Here is a 14,897-nt window from a genome sequence, read left to right on the forward strand (position 1 = left end):
TCCCGACGAGGACATCGTTCGAGTCAGTAGTTCTGAGGGTCATGATGATCGATGGGACGGTCAGTTCCTACTCTGCCAGCCAGTCCCAGACCAGCCACCATCAATACTCACAGTAGTTCTGGGAGGGGGAGCGAGATGCGGGGCAGTTCAGGCGGCCGCCCAACCGCCGTCGATGCTGTGAGCGCTGCCGTTGATGACCGCGGCATGCTCCCCGGCCAGGAAGAGCGCAATGGCCGCGACATCCTCGGGCTCGGCGAGCTTGGGCACCGCGGAATGGCCGAGGAAGACCTGCTCGAGGACCTCGTCCTCGCTGATGCCGTGCGTCTTCGCCTGGTCGGCGATCTGCCCCTTGACCAGGGGCGTGAGCACATAGCCGGGGTTGATCGCATTGCACGTCACTCCGTGCGGTCCGGCTTCGAGTGCGGTCGTCTTCGTCAGCCCCATGAGTCCGTGTTTGGCCGCGACGTAGGCGGACTTGTTCGCCGAGGCGCGCAGCCCGTGGACGGACGAGAGGTTGATGATCCGCCCCCAGCCGCGTTCGAACATTTTCGGCAGCACCGCTTTCGTAAGCACGAACGGTGCTTCGAGCATGAGCGTGTTGATCAGCCGCCAGTCTTCGAGAGGAAATTCCGTGATCGGGTGAATCCGTTGGATGCCGGCGTTGTTGACGAGGATGTCGACGTCGAGATCGGTGCCGTCCAGCGCCGAGGTGTCCGCCAGGTTGACTGCCCACGCTTCGCCGCCGATCTCGTCGGCAACGGCCTGTGCCGAGTCGGCGTCGACATCGGCGACGATGACAGAGGCTCCGGCCCGTGCGAATGACTGAGCGATCGCTTTGCCGAGCCCGGATGCTCCGCCGGTGACGAGGGCGCGTTTGCCGGTGAGGTCTCCCATGAGATGTGCCTTTCGTGGTTCGAGTCTGTCGTGCGTATCCATCTTCAATCCTGCGGAGGCCGAGGACTCATCGAGGTGGGCGCCGAGGCGGCTGCCGAGAGTATGTCGCAGTCCGACAGGCGAGCTCGGTGCCAGGCAAAGGGGCGGTGCCGATGCTCACCGACACCGCCCCCCTCACCTGGTCACCATTCGGCCTCAATTGGCCGTGGCGACTCCGCGGCGCACCTTGTCTGCGTGGTCGAGCGAGCGCAGGTCGATCCCCTTGGTCTCGCGGGTGAACATCAGAGCGATGAACGAGATGATCGCAGCGGCCAACAGGTAGAGCGCGATCGGCACCGAGGAGCCGAAGGCGTCGAGCAGTGCGGTGGCGATGATCGGCGCGAAGGATCCAGCGACGATGGCCGTCACCTGGTAGCCGGTGGAGACGCCCGAGTTGCGCATGCGGGTCGGGAACATCTCGGACATGATCGCCGGCTGGCCCGCGTACATCAGTGCGTGGAAGACGAGACCGATGAGGAGGGCGAGGAAGATCATGCCGGCACTGCCGGTGTCATACATCGGGAAGGCGAAGAAGCCCCAGGTCGCGGTGAGGATGATGCCCACGGCGTAGGGCATCTTGCGTCCGATCCGGTCGGTGGCGGCACCGACGAGCGGAACGAGGACTGCGTGGATCGCGTGGGCGCCGAGGAGGAGACCGAGGATCTCGGCGGATTCGATCTTCACCTGCGTGGCGAGGTAGGTGATCGAGAAGGTCACCACGAGGTAGTAGTGGATGTTCTCGACGAAACGCAGGCCCATCGCGGCGAAGACCTCACGCGGGTAGCGCTTGAACACGGCCTTGACGCCGTAGTCGACGCCTTCGTCGATCTCCTCAGCCTGAACCTCGTCGAAGATCGGCGCATCGGAGACGCGGGTGCGGATGTAGTAGCCGATGAGAACGATGACAGCCGAGAGCCAGAACGATACACGCCAACCCCACGACAGGAAGTGCTCTTCGGTCAGCGTTGCGGTGAGGACGAAGAGAACCGCGGTGGCCAGCAGATTGCCCAAGGGCACGCCGGACTGCGGGAATGACGCCCAGAAGCCGCGCTCCTTGTTCGGAGCGTGCTCAGCCACGAGAAGGACAGCTCCGCCCCATTCGCCGCCGACCGCGAAGCCCTGGACCACACGCAGCAGCACGAGCAGGATCGGAGCGAGGTAGCCGATCTGGTCGAAGGTCGGCAGACAGCCCATGAGGAACGTGGCCACACCGACGAGGACGATCGAGAGCTGCAGCAGCTTCTTGCGTCCGTACTTGTCGCCGAAGTGACCGAAGACGATGCCGCCGACGGGGCGGGCGATGAATCCGACTGCGTAGGTGGCGAAGCCTGCCAGGATAGGCGTCAGCGGATTGTCGGACGGCGGGAACAGAATGTGGTTGAACACCAGCGTGGCGGCCGAACCGTAGAGGAAGAACTCGTACCATTCGACGACCGTTCCGGCCATCGAGGCAGCGACGACCTTGCGCAGCTGGGCGCGAATCGACTTCCTCTCAGCATTGTTCTGAGAACTCATGAGACTCCTTCGTTTCCACAATCCGCGTCACCGTTGAATGCGCGAATCGACTTGCTCTGGCGCCGATCGGCTGACAGACCGGGGCACTCAGACCGCATCGGCGCGGCCGGCGACCCCCTACTTCAGCCCGGTGTTTCGGGCGCTTGGATATTTCTCATCCAAGGATCAGTGTGCGCCACGTTACAGAGTTTTTGGTCATGACCTGGCCATAATCCGAGAATTTCCGCTGCATATTCGTGCACAGCCGATGTGCAGTTGATGTGTAGCCGGCAGATGCTGCTGCGGTTCGACCGCAAGGCCCATTGCGGCACGATCGGCTCTGCGTGACAAGCCGCCTCACGCCCGCGACGAGTCACCACACCGAGGCGGCCCCGACCGCACCGTGGTCCCCGCACCGACCGACCATAGAGGCCCCGAACTCACCGCCGGCGCGGAGGCGCCTTCGCATCGCGTTCGGCCATCGAGGCGAGCATCGCATTGTAGGCGCGCAGCTCGGCGTCGTCGGTGCGGTCTTCGCTGCGGTCGATGCGCTTGGCCTCCCGGTCCGAGGACTTCGCCCATTGGACACAGACCATGATCGCGATGAACAGGGTCGGGAACTCACCGATGCCCCACGCGATGGAACCGCCGAGCTGCTGGTCGTCGATCGCCGTGTAGCCCCATCCTGCGCCGACGTTGCCGAACCAGTCTCCGGCGATCAGCACGTTCGAACTCATGATCGAGATGCCGAAGAATGCGTGGAAGGCCATCGTCACCAACAGCATCACGAGCCGCATCGGGAAGACAGGGCGCTTGACGCCCGGATCGATGCCGATGAGGGCTTGTGCGAACAGGTACCCGGCGCCGAGGAAGTGCGCGATCATCAGTTCGTGCCCGATATGAGTATCGAGCGCGTAGTACATGATTCCCGAATAGTAGAAGACGACCAGGGAACCCGCGAAGTTCACACTCGCCACGATCGGGTGCGCGAAGAAGCGCAGGTACGGAGTATGGACGAGCCAGAGCACCCATTCGCGCAGGCCGACGGACCCGTCCGTGCGCGCCTTCGTTCCGCGCATGAGCATCGTGATCGGTGCCCCGAGCACGAGCGGCAGGGGCACGACCATGACCAGGAGCATGTGCTCGATCATGTGCGCGGAGAACTGCACCTCGCCGTAGACCCGGGGCCCGCCCGAGGTGACGTAGACGAGGAAGACCATGCCCACCAGCCAGCTGATGAGGCGCAGCACCGGCCACTTATCGCCTCGCCGGCGGAGGTTGATGAACGCCACGACGTAGGCGATCGAGGCGCCCGCTGCGATCGCGATCCACAGCGGATCCATCGACCATTCGCTGAAGTAGCGGGACAGGTTCGGCTTCGGCGGCAGCGGATCACCGGTGAGGATCTCCGCCGGGGTGGGGTCGCCCACCGGTTCCTGCGGCACGGGCGGCTGTGACCGGGCCAAGGCCACGGCCATTCCCATCGTGACCCCGAAGAGGATGAATTCGACGGTGATGAGGCGCCAGAATTCCACCGTCGCCGAGGCGGCTGTGCCCAAGCGTGAAATGACGAACTGACGGTGCCAGAATCCGATCAGACCGAGCAGGACCGTCGCGAACGCCTTTGCGAGGATAACCTGCCCGTACGTGGTCATGAGGTCGTCGAAACCCTGCACGCGCAGAAGCGAGTTGACGATTCCGGAGTAGACGATGAGACCGAAGGCGATGAGGGCGATCGTCGAATACCGTTCGACGATCGGCTTGAGGTTCTTCGAAGCGGCCAGACGGGTGCCCAACAGGGCGATGACGAAGAGTCCACCGAGCCAGAGGACCGCGCCGAGAATGTGCAGACCGAGGCTGTTAACGGCCTGCGTGTGCCCGGAGGCCTCTGCGGAGTGGCCCATCAGAGCCAAGGGGAGGATCACTGCGACGCTGAGCACGCCCGCGGCGGCGATGCCGATATGGGAGCGGGTGCCGAAGCACAGGGTCGAGGCGACAGCGATGAGGACGACGATGAGCACCCACAGCTGCCCGTAGGCGATCTGAGTGACGAACACGCCGAGTTGGTTCGAGAAGTCGAGATAGGCCTGGGCGCCCACAGTATCGACGAATGAGAAGACGAGCACGGCGACCGCAGCCAGCGTCCACACGACCGAGGAGTATTCGGCGATCTGAATGGCCTTCGTCCACAGCGGGTCGAGAGGCACGTCGTCGTCCGTGGCCTTGTGCCGGCGTGCGCGACCGCCTGCCGTGCGCGGGAGGATGAGGACGGCGAACATGAGTGCTCCGACGGTCAGTGACATCGCAATATTGAAGACGAACTTCGCTGCGGGAAGACCGAAACGGACGACAGAGCCGGGGTCGTTGAGCAGAGTCGGGTTGGCTGCTCCGGTGAAGAAGAGTGCGGCCAGACCGGCGATCACCCCGAGGAAGACGACGATGGGGACCGTGGCACGTTGCACGAGCCGTGCGATCGGCTCGATTCCTGAAGAATTCACTGCGCGCGGACCGCCCCTTCTGACATGACCCAAGGATATCGTTCGGCGTAGCCGCACTGCCAACCGGGAGATCTCTTCGTGGCCGAGATCTCGGGGAGCCGCCTCGGCGAGGATGGATTCAGTCGTATACGGGATGACGGCCCTCCCCATTCGAAGGCGGTCTGAGACGCTTGAAGACGCTCAGAGACCGCAAATGGCCCGGATCATACGATCCGGGCCATTCGACGATGCTGCGTATCAGTTCGGGCTGCCAGCGGCACCCTTCAGCTTAGAACCAGCGGACAGCTTCACGGAGTAGCCGGCCTTGATCTGGATCTCTTCACCGGTCTGCGGGTTGCGACCCTTGCGAGCGGCACGCTCGGTGCGCTCAACGGAGAGCCAGCCGGGGATGGTGAGCTTTTCGCCCTTGGCCACGACGTCGGAGAAGACATCGAAGACACCATCGAGCACGTCCGAGACCTGCTTCTGGGTCAGGCCGGACTTCTCGGCAACTTCTGCAACGAGCTCACTGCGGTTCTTAGCCATAAAAGTGTCCTCCTTAGGACAAGTCGGTAGGTCACCGGTCCGTTTTTCCGATGACGAACTTCCTCGAGATTACCAGCTCGACTTGGTAACGCCGGGCAACTCGCCGTTGTGTGCCATTTCGCGGAAGCGAACTCGCGAGAGTCCGAACTTCCGGAGGTAACCACGCGGACGGCCATCCACCTGGTCGCGGTTGCGAACGCGAACCGGCGAAGCATCGCGGGGAAGCTTCTGCAGTGCGAGGCGTGCTTCCTCGCGCTGCTCATCGGTGGAATCGGGGTGGGTCAGCTGACGCTTGAGAGTCGCGCGGCGCTCTGCATAGCGTTCAACGATGACGCGACGCTGCTTGTCTTTTGCGATCTTTGACTTCTTAGCCATGTGCGCTCAGCGCTCCTCTCGGAAATCGACGTGCTTGCGGACTACGGGATCGTACTTCTTGAGCACGATGCGGTCCGGGGTGTTGCGGCGGTTCTTGCGGGTCACGTAGGTGAACCCGGTGCCGGCCGTCGACTTGAGCTTGATGATGGGACGAACGTCCTGTGCCTTAGCCATCAGAGCTTCACTCCCTTGGCGATGAGTTCGTTGACCACAGCGTCGATTCCGCGAGCGTCGATGACCTTGATGCCCTTAGCGGACAGGGTCAGCGTGACGTTGCGGCGCAACGACGGGACGTAGTAGCGCTTTTTCTGAATGTTCGGGTTGAAGCGGCGCTTCGTGCGGCGCTTCGAGTGGGACACGTTGTGTCCGAAACCGGGGACTGCCCCGGTTACCTGGCAGGTTGCTGCCATGTCTCTCCTCCAGTTCACAAGTTACCGACTCTCGAAACAAGCCCCTGCGGGATTGCGCTTGCGCGCTCTCTCCGCTTGCTTGCGCCGATGTCGGAAGACATCAACAAATTTTCTCGACTGTCACCGTGAAAATTGTGTACGCCAAAACAGGTCTGCCCGTTCGGGCGAGATGTCTCACCAGCGCTGAAGCCGTAGCCTGTGAGAGATGGCCGAAGCTGGAGTGCAGCGGTGGGTGAGCACCATGTGTGTCCTAGCAGATCGATCGGTGACCTGGCCGCTACGACACAACAAGAGTCAATCTTACTGAGATGGCGGGTCGAAGGGCAAATTCATCCTGGTTTCTGCGGTGGGGTCTTCGTCACTGAAGTCGCCTGCGTGTGAGGGCTTGTACGGTCGTCATCGAAGCGAGGAGGGACCTTCGTCGATGCCCGGAGGGACTTTCACAGCTGGGGCCAAGCCAACTCGGTGATTTCCGCAGTAGGCTTTCGTCGGCAACGCGTCCTGTCGGCGATCCTGTTGAACGACTGCTCGACTCGTGCCAAGGTAAGTAGATGATTGCCACCACATCTGGCATTCAGGAGGACTGATGAGCGACGTTCCACAGAGGCCGCGCATTCGTCCGGCGACTAGCGACGACTGGCACAAGGGTTCTGGTGAATCCGCTGGTCAGACCCCGTCGTACGGGAATGAGGCGGACCGTTCGTCTGCCGATTTCGACAACTCGACCTATTACGAGTACCTCGAACGGCACACGGGCGAACAGTCGATCTCGAAAGCTCGCAGCGGCGATGTCTTCGCCCCTGCCGGACGCTCACCCTTCGATGACGCTTACTCTGCCGGTCCCTACCAGTATGTGAATTCTCAGCAGTCTCAGCGGCCTGCCGGCAGCGGTACCGGCAATGGCGTCGGCGGCTCGGTACCGAATGGAGCTCAGACTCCTCCCCCGCAGTTTCCGCCCGCCGTCCAAAACGATTCTTCCTCGGGCAATGGTCTGAAGATCGCCGTCGTCATCATCGCCATCCTCATGGTTCTGGCCTTGGTGGGATTCTTCGGCATCCGGTGGCTCGCGCCGTCCTCGGGAACCGTTCCAGTCGATGTCGGGTCGAGCGAGCCGGCCAGCCCGTCGCCCAGCCCTTCAGATGACCTTGTGCAACCGACGAAGAGTCCGGAAGACCAGCTCGACGCCTATACCGAAGAAGGCACTGAGAAAGCCGCTGGCCTCGAAGGTGAGTGGGTGACTCAGGTGAGCGCGAAGAACGTCGGCCTCAAGGCTGACGGCAAGACCTGGTCAGCGCAGGACATCCTCAACGAGTACGAAGCCAACAAGGTCAAGTATCCGGGTGCAATCCTCATCCACAGCGGCGACTGGGCCTCGTACAAGGACGGCAGCTACTGGGTCACGGTCGTCGACACCGGCTACAGCGATCCGGAGCAGGCCCTCGACCAGTGCCGCTCGTGGGGTCTCGACCGCAACCACTGCATCGCCAAGCGACTCGTCAAAGACGGCAGGCCCAAGGACAACAGCGCCTACCTCGACGGGTAGACCGCACCGTCGGGCCGGCCCTGACGTTCGAGGATCGGCTCCGCCCGTGCGCAGGGCGATCGTCACCGTCCTACCAACCGCTCACGGGCCCGTCTGAGTCAGATAGCCCCGATTTGAACAGGTGCTGTCTGCCTTGGGCTGGGCCGCGACCGTCCAAGAGAACAGAACGCCCCGGCCTCGCACTGTGCGAAACCGGGGTGTTCGAGCCTTCAGAACCGGACAGAAGCCGGCGCCAGGGCGAGAATCAGGCCAACATCAGAGTCGGGTCCTCTAGGCCCCGTCCGACGTCGGCGAGGAACTTCGAGATGATCTCGCCGTCGACGACACGATGGTCGGCGCTGACCGACAGCGTGGTGATCTCGCGCGGAACGATCTCGTCGCCCACCACCCACGGCTTCTTCCGGATCTGCCCGAAAGCGAGGATCGCGGCCTCACCTGGGTTGATGATCGGCGTACCGGCATCGACTCCGAAGACACCGACATTCGTGATCGTAATCGTGCCCCCGGCCTGATCAGCCGGCGGCGTCTTGCCCGAGCGCGCCAGAGCGGTGAGATCCTGAATGCCCTGCGCCAGTTCGCCCAACCCCATGGCCTGCGCGTTCTTGATGTTCGGCACGATCAGTCCGCGCGGAGTGGCGGCCGCGATGCCGAGGTTGACGTACTTCTTCACGACGATCTCGTCGCCGGAGAGGCACGAGTTGATCCGCGGATTGCGTCCCACGGCCCACGCCACTGCCTTGGCGACGAGGAGCAGCGGCGAAACCTTGACGTCCTCGCCCAGGAACTTCGTCGACTTCAGCCGGCGGACCATCGCCATCGTCTCGGTGACGTCGACATCGAGGAACTCGGTGACGTGCGGCATCGTGAAGGCCGAATCGACCATGGCCTTCGCCATCATCTTCGTCACGCCCTTGAACGGGATCCGCTCTTCCAGCGCTCCATGATCACTCGCCGAGGCGTCCGCCGGTGCCGTCGCACCCGACGTGGGAGCGGCGGTCCGGTTGGCGGCGGCGTGCACATCGTCACGCGTGACGTCCCCGCGGGGCCCGGTCGGTGTCACCTGGGAGAGGTCGACGCCCAGATCCTTCGCGAGCTTCCGCACGGGCGGCTTCGCCAGCGGCTTGCTCGGTGAAGCGGCAGCCGAAGCGGAGTGCGACTGCTCTGCCGGATCAGGTGCCGACGCCGACTGTGCTTGAGCCACCGGAGCCGCGGCCGGTGCAGGCGCGGCCGCCTCCCCAGCTGAGGCAGCCGGGGCAGCCGACGCTGCGGGAGCGGCGCCAGCGGCGGGAGCGGGGACGGAAGCGCCCTTGCGCGGACGCCGCTTCGACGACGTCTCCTTCGCTCCATAACCGACGAGAGTGGCTCCGCCGTCGGCATCACCGGAGGCATCGGCCGACTGCTCAGCCGAACCGGAAGCCGGCGCATCAGCGGAGGCGGGGGCCGCCTCGGTGTTGGAATCATCTCCGCCGAACCGGATAATCGGGGTGCCGACCTCGATGGTCTGGCCCTCCTCGACAAGGAGCGCTCCGACGGTGCCGGCCTGCGGACTGGGCAACTCGACGAGCGATTTCGCGGTCTCGATCTCGACGAGGATCTGGTTGACGGTGACAGTGTCGCCGGGGGCTACCTTCCACGCGACGATGTCGGCCTCGGTCAGGCCCTCACCGACGTCGGGAAGAGGAAATTCGAATGACATTCTTGACTCTCCTCGAAATCAGTAGGACAGGGCCCGATCGACACCATCGAAGATGCGATCGAGGTCGGGCAGGTAGTGCTCTTCCATCCGCGAACCGGGGTACGGGGTGTGGTAGCCGCCGACCCGGATGACCGGGGCTTCGAGGCTGAAGAAGCAGCGTTCGGTGATGCGCGCGGCGATCTCCGAACCGAGCCCAAGGAAAGTCGGAGCCTCATGGGCGACGACCAGTCGGCCGGTCTTCGTCACGGACTTCTCGATCGCAGTGAAGTCGATCGGGTTGAGGCTGCGCAGGTCGATGAGTTCGACGCTCTTGCCTTCCTCGGCGGCCGCGGTGACCACGTCCTGCGCAGTCGGCACCAGCGGCCCGTAGGCGACGAGGGTGACGTCGGTGCCTTCGGACACGACGCGGGCGTCGTGCATGCCCAGCTCGCCTCGGGCCGACGTGTCGACGTCCCCGCGCATCCAATAGCGACGCTTGGGTTCGAAGAACATCACCGGGTCCTCGCTCTTGATGGCGTCCTGGATCATCCAGTACGCGTCATGAGCGTTCGACGGAGAGATGAGCCGCAGTCCCGCGTGGTGGGCGAACACGGTCTCGGGGCTCTCCGAGTGGTGCTCGGGTGAGCCGATGCCGCCGCCGTAGGGCACGCGGATGACCAACGGGATGTTCTCTTTGCCCAGGGTGCGGTTGTACAGCTTCGCCACCTGGGTGACGATCTGGTCGTAGGCCGGGAAGATGAACGCGTCGAACTGGATCTCGATGACGGGACGGTAGCCGCGGATGGCCATGCCGATCGAGGTGCCGACGATGCCGGACTCGGCCAGCGGCGCATCGATGACACGCTGCGGACCGAAGTCCTTCTGCAGACCTTCGGTGACGCGGAAGACGCCGCCGAGCTTGCCGATGTCCTCACCGATGAGGACGACCTTCGGGTCGTCCTCCATGGCCTTGCGCATTCCGGCGGTGATCGCCTTCGAGAGGGGAAGTTTCTCCATCAGGCCTCACCCGCATCGGCGAACGAGGTCTGGTATGCCAGGAATTCGGCACGTTCCTCATCGACGAGGGAGTGGGGTTCCGCGGTGACATGGGCGAACATCTCGACCGCGTCGGGGTTCTCCATGGTCATGCAGTTGTGGCGGATGCGGGCGGCGAGGGTGTCGGCCTCGGCGTCCACCTCAGCGAAGAATTCGTCGCTGGTCTCGGTGTGCTTGTCCAGGTAGGCCTTGAGGCGGGTGATCGGGTCGCGGTCCTCCCAGATCTCCTCTTCGGCTTTGTCGCGGTACTTCGTCGGATCATCGGCCGTGGTGTGGGCGCCGCGACGATAGGTGAATGCTTCGATGAGCATCGGGCCGTGACCGGCGCGCACGGAGTCGAGGCTGGCACGGGCGACGGAGTACATCGCGATGATGTCGTTGCCGTCGACGCGGATGCCCGGGACTCCGAATCCTTCGCCGCGAGTCGACAGCGGGGCTGCGGTCTGGACGTGAGTCGGTTCGGAGATGGCCCACTGGTTGTTCTGGCAGAAGAACAGGACCGGGGCGTGGAAGGCTCCGGCGAAGGTCAGCGCCTCGGAGACATCGCCCTGCGAGGTCGCACCGTCGCCGAAGCATGCGATGGCGACCGTGTCGCGTTCGATGTCGCCGGTGCCGACATCGCCGTCCATGGAGACGCCCATGGCGTAGCCGGTGGCGTGGAGGGTCTGCGAGCCGATGACGATGGTGTAGGTGTGGAACCGGTGCTCCTGCGGATCCCAGCCGCCGTGGTTCTGACCGCGGAAGATGCTGAGCAGGGTTTCGGGTTCGACGCCACGGGTGTAGGCGAGGCCGTGTTCGCGGTAGGTGGGGAAGACGAAGTCTTGGGGGCGAGCGGCCCGTCCCATGCCGATCTGGGCTGCTTCCTGTCCGAACAGAGGTGCCCACAGGCCCAACTGTCCCTGACGCTGCAGAGCAGCTCCTTCGGCGTCGATGCGGCGGACCAGGACCATATCCCGGTAGAAGCCGCGCAGATCCTCATCGGTGAGTTCTGCTGCGAAGGCATCGTACTCACCGGATTCGACGCGGTTCCCGTCTTCGGTGAGCATCTGGATCATTCTGGGTTCCGAGGACTGACTGTGGGCAGCGCCGGTTCCCACTGAAATGTTGGAGGTCATTTCAGTTCTCCTTTGTTCGAGGTCCATCTTCACCGGAGGTGACCAGTGGTGGACCGTGTCCGTCGGGCAGGCCCTCGGATGTGAGAACTCGCCCTCGAGTGATCTGATTCACAGGTAGTATCACAATACCGAATCCACTCACTGCTTGCCACTCTCCCCATGCGGTTCGAGTATCAAAAGTGCAGGTCAGGAACAGACTATGGCCCGAGCTCGACACATGTGGCCGAGTTCCAAAGCGTTCCGTGGACAATTGTCGATCACGGCAGAGATGCTCCATCGTCCGACCAATGCACATCCGAGCACCGAGGCGGCCCATCCTCGGGAGGACGTGTGCAGGATTCGCACGATCCCATCGCTCGCCGAGGCGGCCCATCCTCGGGAGATCGAGTGCAGGTCCCATGAGCTCCGTTGGTGCACCGAGGTGTCCATCGTTTCGATGCCGAGGGCAGTTCCGCGAAACCGAGTTCAATGACGTCTGCGCTTGCCCTGGTAGTCGCGCGTCTTCGCGAGGTCCCCGGTGAAGAAACCTGAGTTCTTCGAGGTGAAACGGTCGATTGCGGAATTCCCACCCTTCAGCAGCAGTCCGATCGAGGCCGCGTAGGCGACAGACGAGTGCGCTGCCCCGGCCGAGGCGAACATCTCATCGAGTTCGGCATCGGTCTTGTCCGCCAGTTCGGGGACCTTGCGCAGTTCGTCGGGGTCGTAGTCGACGGTGATCGTCGACCAGTTCTTCGTCGCCGGGTTCTCATCGCCGTCGAGATCGGGGACGAGGTCCTGTTCGTGCTCGATCGAAAGCACGTCGATTCCCGAATCGATGGCGAAATCGGAGACCGGAGCACCGACCGTCATCAGGGCAGTGACGTTGACATCGTCGAGGAACGCTGGGTCCGCGGCCAGAGAGCCTGCGGTGATTCCTCCCTGCGAATAGCCGACGAGCATGACCTCGGCGCCGCGACCGATCCCGGCATCGGCGATCGCCTGGCGCACCATCTCGCGCATCACGGTGTCGTTGCCGGCCATGCCCTGCACGTTGGTCGTCAGGTCCGTCGTGTTGTCACCCGACTTCGGAGACCAGTCGGTGGTGGCGGGGACGTAGACGATATAGCGGGTCGTCCCATCGGGTCCGACGACCTCCTCGATGCGGACCTGTCCGGAATCGGCTCCGCGGTGGCAGTTCGCTTCGCGGGAGAAGAGGTCTTCGACGTCACGCGGCGGTTCTTTGTGCGGAGCAGTCAGCCCCTTCGCCCTCCATACCTCGACATCGGAAGGCAGCAGAAGTCCGAACGCGTTCGCACCGGCCAGGACCCAGATGGTCATCGACGTCGAGTCGTGCGGCCAGAACGCGTGACCGCCTTCGGAGTCGAGGATGAACGGAGGCAGCCCGAAGAATCCGACGACGAAGCCCGGCAGCACATGCTCGATGACGGCCCCGGTGACGTCGGACTGTTCGAACGCGAACGCGATCAGCGCTTCCTTCGCTTTCGCCTTCGTCTTGCCCAGGTCGATGCCGAACTGCTTGGTGATGACATCGTCGAGTCCGGTGACGTCGAGGATCTTCGTGACCACGACGACCTGGGCGCCGACGACGAGAGCGACGGGGATGATGACGGGCAGGCTGAGCGAGATGATGCGGCCGGTCGCGTAGCCGAGAGCGTCGAGCAGTCCGCCGAAGACTTCGCTGATGCCCTTCTCCGCCTGCCGGTAGGCGAAGGCAGCGGCTCGAACGGCGAGCAGCGTGGCCTCGAGTTCGAGCACCGAGGCGGTCAGCTGTGCGTGGAACCGGATCCGGCAGGCATCGAGATTGAGCGCCGTCACCGGAGCGGGGACCTGGGTGAGCAGAGTCGCGAGGTCGAAGTCTCCGACAGCGGCGTCGACGGACAGATCGCCGATATCGGCGATGACGGTCTGCAGTGCATCTCCGCTGCCGTCGGCGCGTTCGTCGACGGTGATCCGCCCGCCTCCGCGAGTCGTCGAACCGATCATCGCGGGTCTCCTCTCATTCCCCGGTCGCTGCCGCCCTCATGCCCCGTTCCCTGCCGGTGCCTGGCACCACAAGCCCACGGGGCCGCGAACTCCCACCCCTCAGCCGCTGCCGCCGTCAGTGCTGACTCCGTCAACTCGGTGCTCCTGCCGTCAGCGTCCGTGTGAGCACGGCGCTCAACAGCTTTCGCACCGCTGACTCGCCGGCGCCGACGTCATGGTCGACGGTGACGGAATCGCCGGCGCGCTCGATGACCGGCCGGAACCATGTCCCGCCCTCTCGGCGGAGGAATTCCAGTCCTGTCGCACCCCGTCCGGACGCCCAGCTGAGCGTGAGCACACAGTCCTGGTCGACGAGCTCGGTGAGATCCTCGACGACGTGCCCGATGCGTCCCGGCTCGATCCGGCGCAGCAGCTGGTGCCGCGCGAAGTCTTCGAATCCCTCCCCCTGCAACGCGAGGATCGCATGCGCGATCCCTGGCCCCAGGCACAGTGCCAGGTGGACGGTTTCGACTCCCGATGAAACGACGACGCTGATGCGCGAGCGCACCCGGTTGAGTTCGGAGGCGAAGCCGCGCAGCCATGCGGTGAGCACATCGAGGTCCCGTTTCGCGCCCCGACTGCCCTCGCCCATTCCCGGGGGTGCGGCGCCAGTCCCCGAACCTGCGGCCGCAGTCCCTGCGGTTGCATTGGATCGTTCCTCCTCCGCCGAGGCGGCTCGGGAATCCCGGTCGACCCGGCGAGGGAGCAGATCGGGCGGCCAAAGACGACGCAGCCGATCGGGCAGTCTGCTGATCCGGTCGAGGTCGACGACGATCCAACTGTCGATGCCGGCGCCCTCACGTTCGGCGGGGTGAGTGTTCACAGTTGGATCCGCCCGCCCACCGACACGACCTGCAGGTGGAGGTCATACGCCTCGGCGAGCTTCTCCGCCCTCTCCCCCAACTCGTCGATCGATTCTGCGCACGAGGCCACCCGGCCATCGAGCAGCGCTCCCGCCGGGGAATCCCATCCGTCGATCTGACGGCAGCTCTGCGCCAGGGAGTGCAGCACCTCCGCTCGCCGTCTCCACTGCTCGCGATTGCGCTCCAATTCGTCAGTGATCATGCCCCAGTCCTCCCGCCTGCCTGTTCGGCATCCGTGCCCGAATCACTCGACCGTAGGCGGCAGCGGCTCGAGCAGAGAAGCCTCAATTCCAAGGCTGGGGAAGAGCCTTGAGCGTCCACAGGTCACAGGCGTTGAAGTCACCACCGGATCCACAAGGGGCGATGCTCGAGTCTCGTGGTCCCGCCG

General features: G+C 64.1%; 14 protein-coding genes. 1 reads left to right on the plus strand and 13 read right to left on the minus strand.

The genetic code is table 11. From position 1 onward, the window contains the following. Positions 1-147: 147 nt before the first annotated feature. From BI49514_RS13475 to rpmB, 7 genes are all read right to left on the minus strand, one after another. Entirely contained in the window at positions 148-936 is a 789-nt protein-coding gene (locus BI49514_RS13475; RefSeq protein WP_244195257.1) for a 3-hydroxybutyrate dehydrogenase, read from the minus strand. Between the two features lie 153 nt (positions 937-1,089). Beyond that, positions 1,090-2,448, minus strand: coding sequence for an MFS transporter (locus BI49514_RS13480; RefSeq protein ID WP_101547006.1), 1,359 nt, complete (start codon positions 2,446-2,448; stop codon positions 1,090-1,092). A 419-nt stretch (positions 2,449-2,867) separates the two neighbouring features. Beyond that, positions 2,868-4,925, minus strand: a complete 2,058-nt coding sequence (locus BI49514_RS13485; RefSeq protein ID WP_244195258.1) for a bifunctional copper resistance protein CopD/cytochrome c oxidase assembly protein — start codon at positions 4,923-4,925, stop codon at positions 2,868-2,870. Between the two features lie 237 nt (positions 4,926-5,162). Then, positions 5,163-5,450: an HU family DNA-binding protein gene (locus BI49514_RS13490; protein ID WP_025779153.1), complete on the minus strand. Its 288-nt coding sequence runs from the start codon at positions 5,448-5,450 to the stop codon at positions 5,163-5,165. A 69-nt stretch (positions 5,451-5,519) separates the two neighbouring features. Then, complete coding sequence (gene rpsN, locus BI49514_RS13495) at positions 5,520-5,825, minus strand: 30S ribosomal protein S14 (RefSeq protein WP_025779151.1); 306 nt, start codon at positions 5,823-5,825, stop codon at positions 5,520-5,522. A 6-nt stretch (positions 5,826-5,831) separates the two neighbouring features. Continuing rightward, positions 5,832-5,999: a 50S ribosomal protein L33 gene (rpmG, locus tag BI49514_RS13500; RefSeq protein ID WP_039211931.1), complete on the minus strand. Its 168-nt coding sequence runs from the start codon at positions 5,997-5,999 to the stop codon at positions 5,832-5,834. Beyond that, positions 5,999-6,235, minus strand: a complete 237-nt coding sequence (rpmB, locus tag BI49514_RS13505) for a 50S ribosomal protein L28 (protein WP_025779147.1) — start codon at positions 6,233-6,235, stop codon at positions 5,999-6,001. Before rpmB ends, rpmG begins: the two co-directional genes overlap by 1 nt. Before the next feature lie 586 nt (positions 6,236-6,821). On the opposite strand from rpmB, the gene BI49514_RS13510 reads away from it, so the two are divergent. Then, the gene (locus tag BI49514_RS13510; protein ID WP_101547008.1) at positions 6,822-7,778 is read left to right on the plus strand and encodes a protein kinase; all 957 of its coding nucleotides are present in this window, start codon (positions 6,822-6,824) and stop codon (positions 7,776-7,778) included. Positions 7,779-8,022: 244 nt separating this feature from the next. Here BI49514_RS13510 and BI49514_RS13515 read toward each other — a convergent pair whose 3' ends face one another. From BI49514_RS13515 to BI49514_RS13540, 6 genes are all read right to left on the minus strand, one after another. After that, complete coding sequence (locus BI49514_RS13515; RefSeq protein WP_101547009.1) at positions 8,023-9,474, minus strand: dihydrolipoamide acetyltransferase family protein; 1,452 nt, start codon at positions 9,472-9,474, stop codon at positions 8,023-8,025. An 18-nt stretch (positions 9,475-9,492) separates the two neighbouring features. Continuing rightward, positions 9,493-10,470, minus strand: coding sequence for an alpha-ketoacid dehydrogenase subunit beta (locus tag BI49514_RS13520; RefSeq protein WP_101547010.1), 978 nt, complete (start codon positions 10,468-10,470; stop codon positions 9,493-9,495). Continuing rightward, positions 10,470-11,624, minus strand: a complete 1,155-nt coding sequence (gene pdhA / locus BI49514_RS13525; RefSeq protein ID WP_101547011.1) for a pyruvate dehydrogenase (acetyl-transferring) E1 component subunit alpha — start codon at positions 11,622-11,624, stop codon at positions 10,470-10,472. The genes BI49514_RS13520 and pdhA overlap by 1 nt, the downstream gene beginning before the upstream one ends. A gap of 465 nt (positions 11,625-12,089) precedes the next feature. Continuing rightward, on the minus strand, positions 12,090-13,607 hold the full coding sequence (locus BI49514_RS13530; RefSeq protein ID WP_101547012.1) for a hypothetical protein: 1,518 nt from the start codon (positions 13,605-13,607) through the stop codon (positions 12,090-12,092). Between the two features lie 130 nt (positions 13,608-13,737). Continuing rightward, positions 13,738-14,469, minus strand: a complete 732-nt coding sequence (locus BI49514_RS13535) for a hypothetical protein (RefSeq protein WP_101547013.1) — start codon at positions 14,467-14,469, stop codon at positions 13,738-13,740. Beyond that, positions 14,466-14,711, minus strand: coding sequence for a hypothetical protein (locus BI49514_RS13540; protein WP_101547014.1), 246 nt, complete (start codon positions 14,709-14,711; stop codon positions 14,466-14,468). The genes BI49514_RS13535 and BI49514_RS13540 overlap by 4 nt, the downstream gene beginning before the upstream one ends. Positions 14,712-14,897 lie beyond the last annotated feature (186 nt).

The sequence above is a fragment of the Brevibacterium iodinum ATCC 49514 genome, from assembly GCF_900169265.1.
Lineage (GTDB): Bacteria > Actinomycetota > Actinomycetes > Actinomycetales > Brevibacteriaceae > Brevibacterium > Brevibacterium iodinum.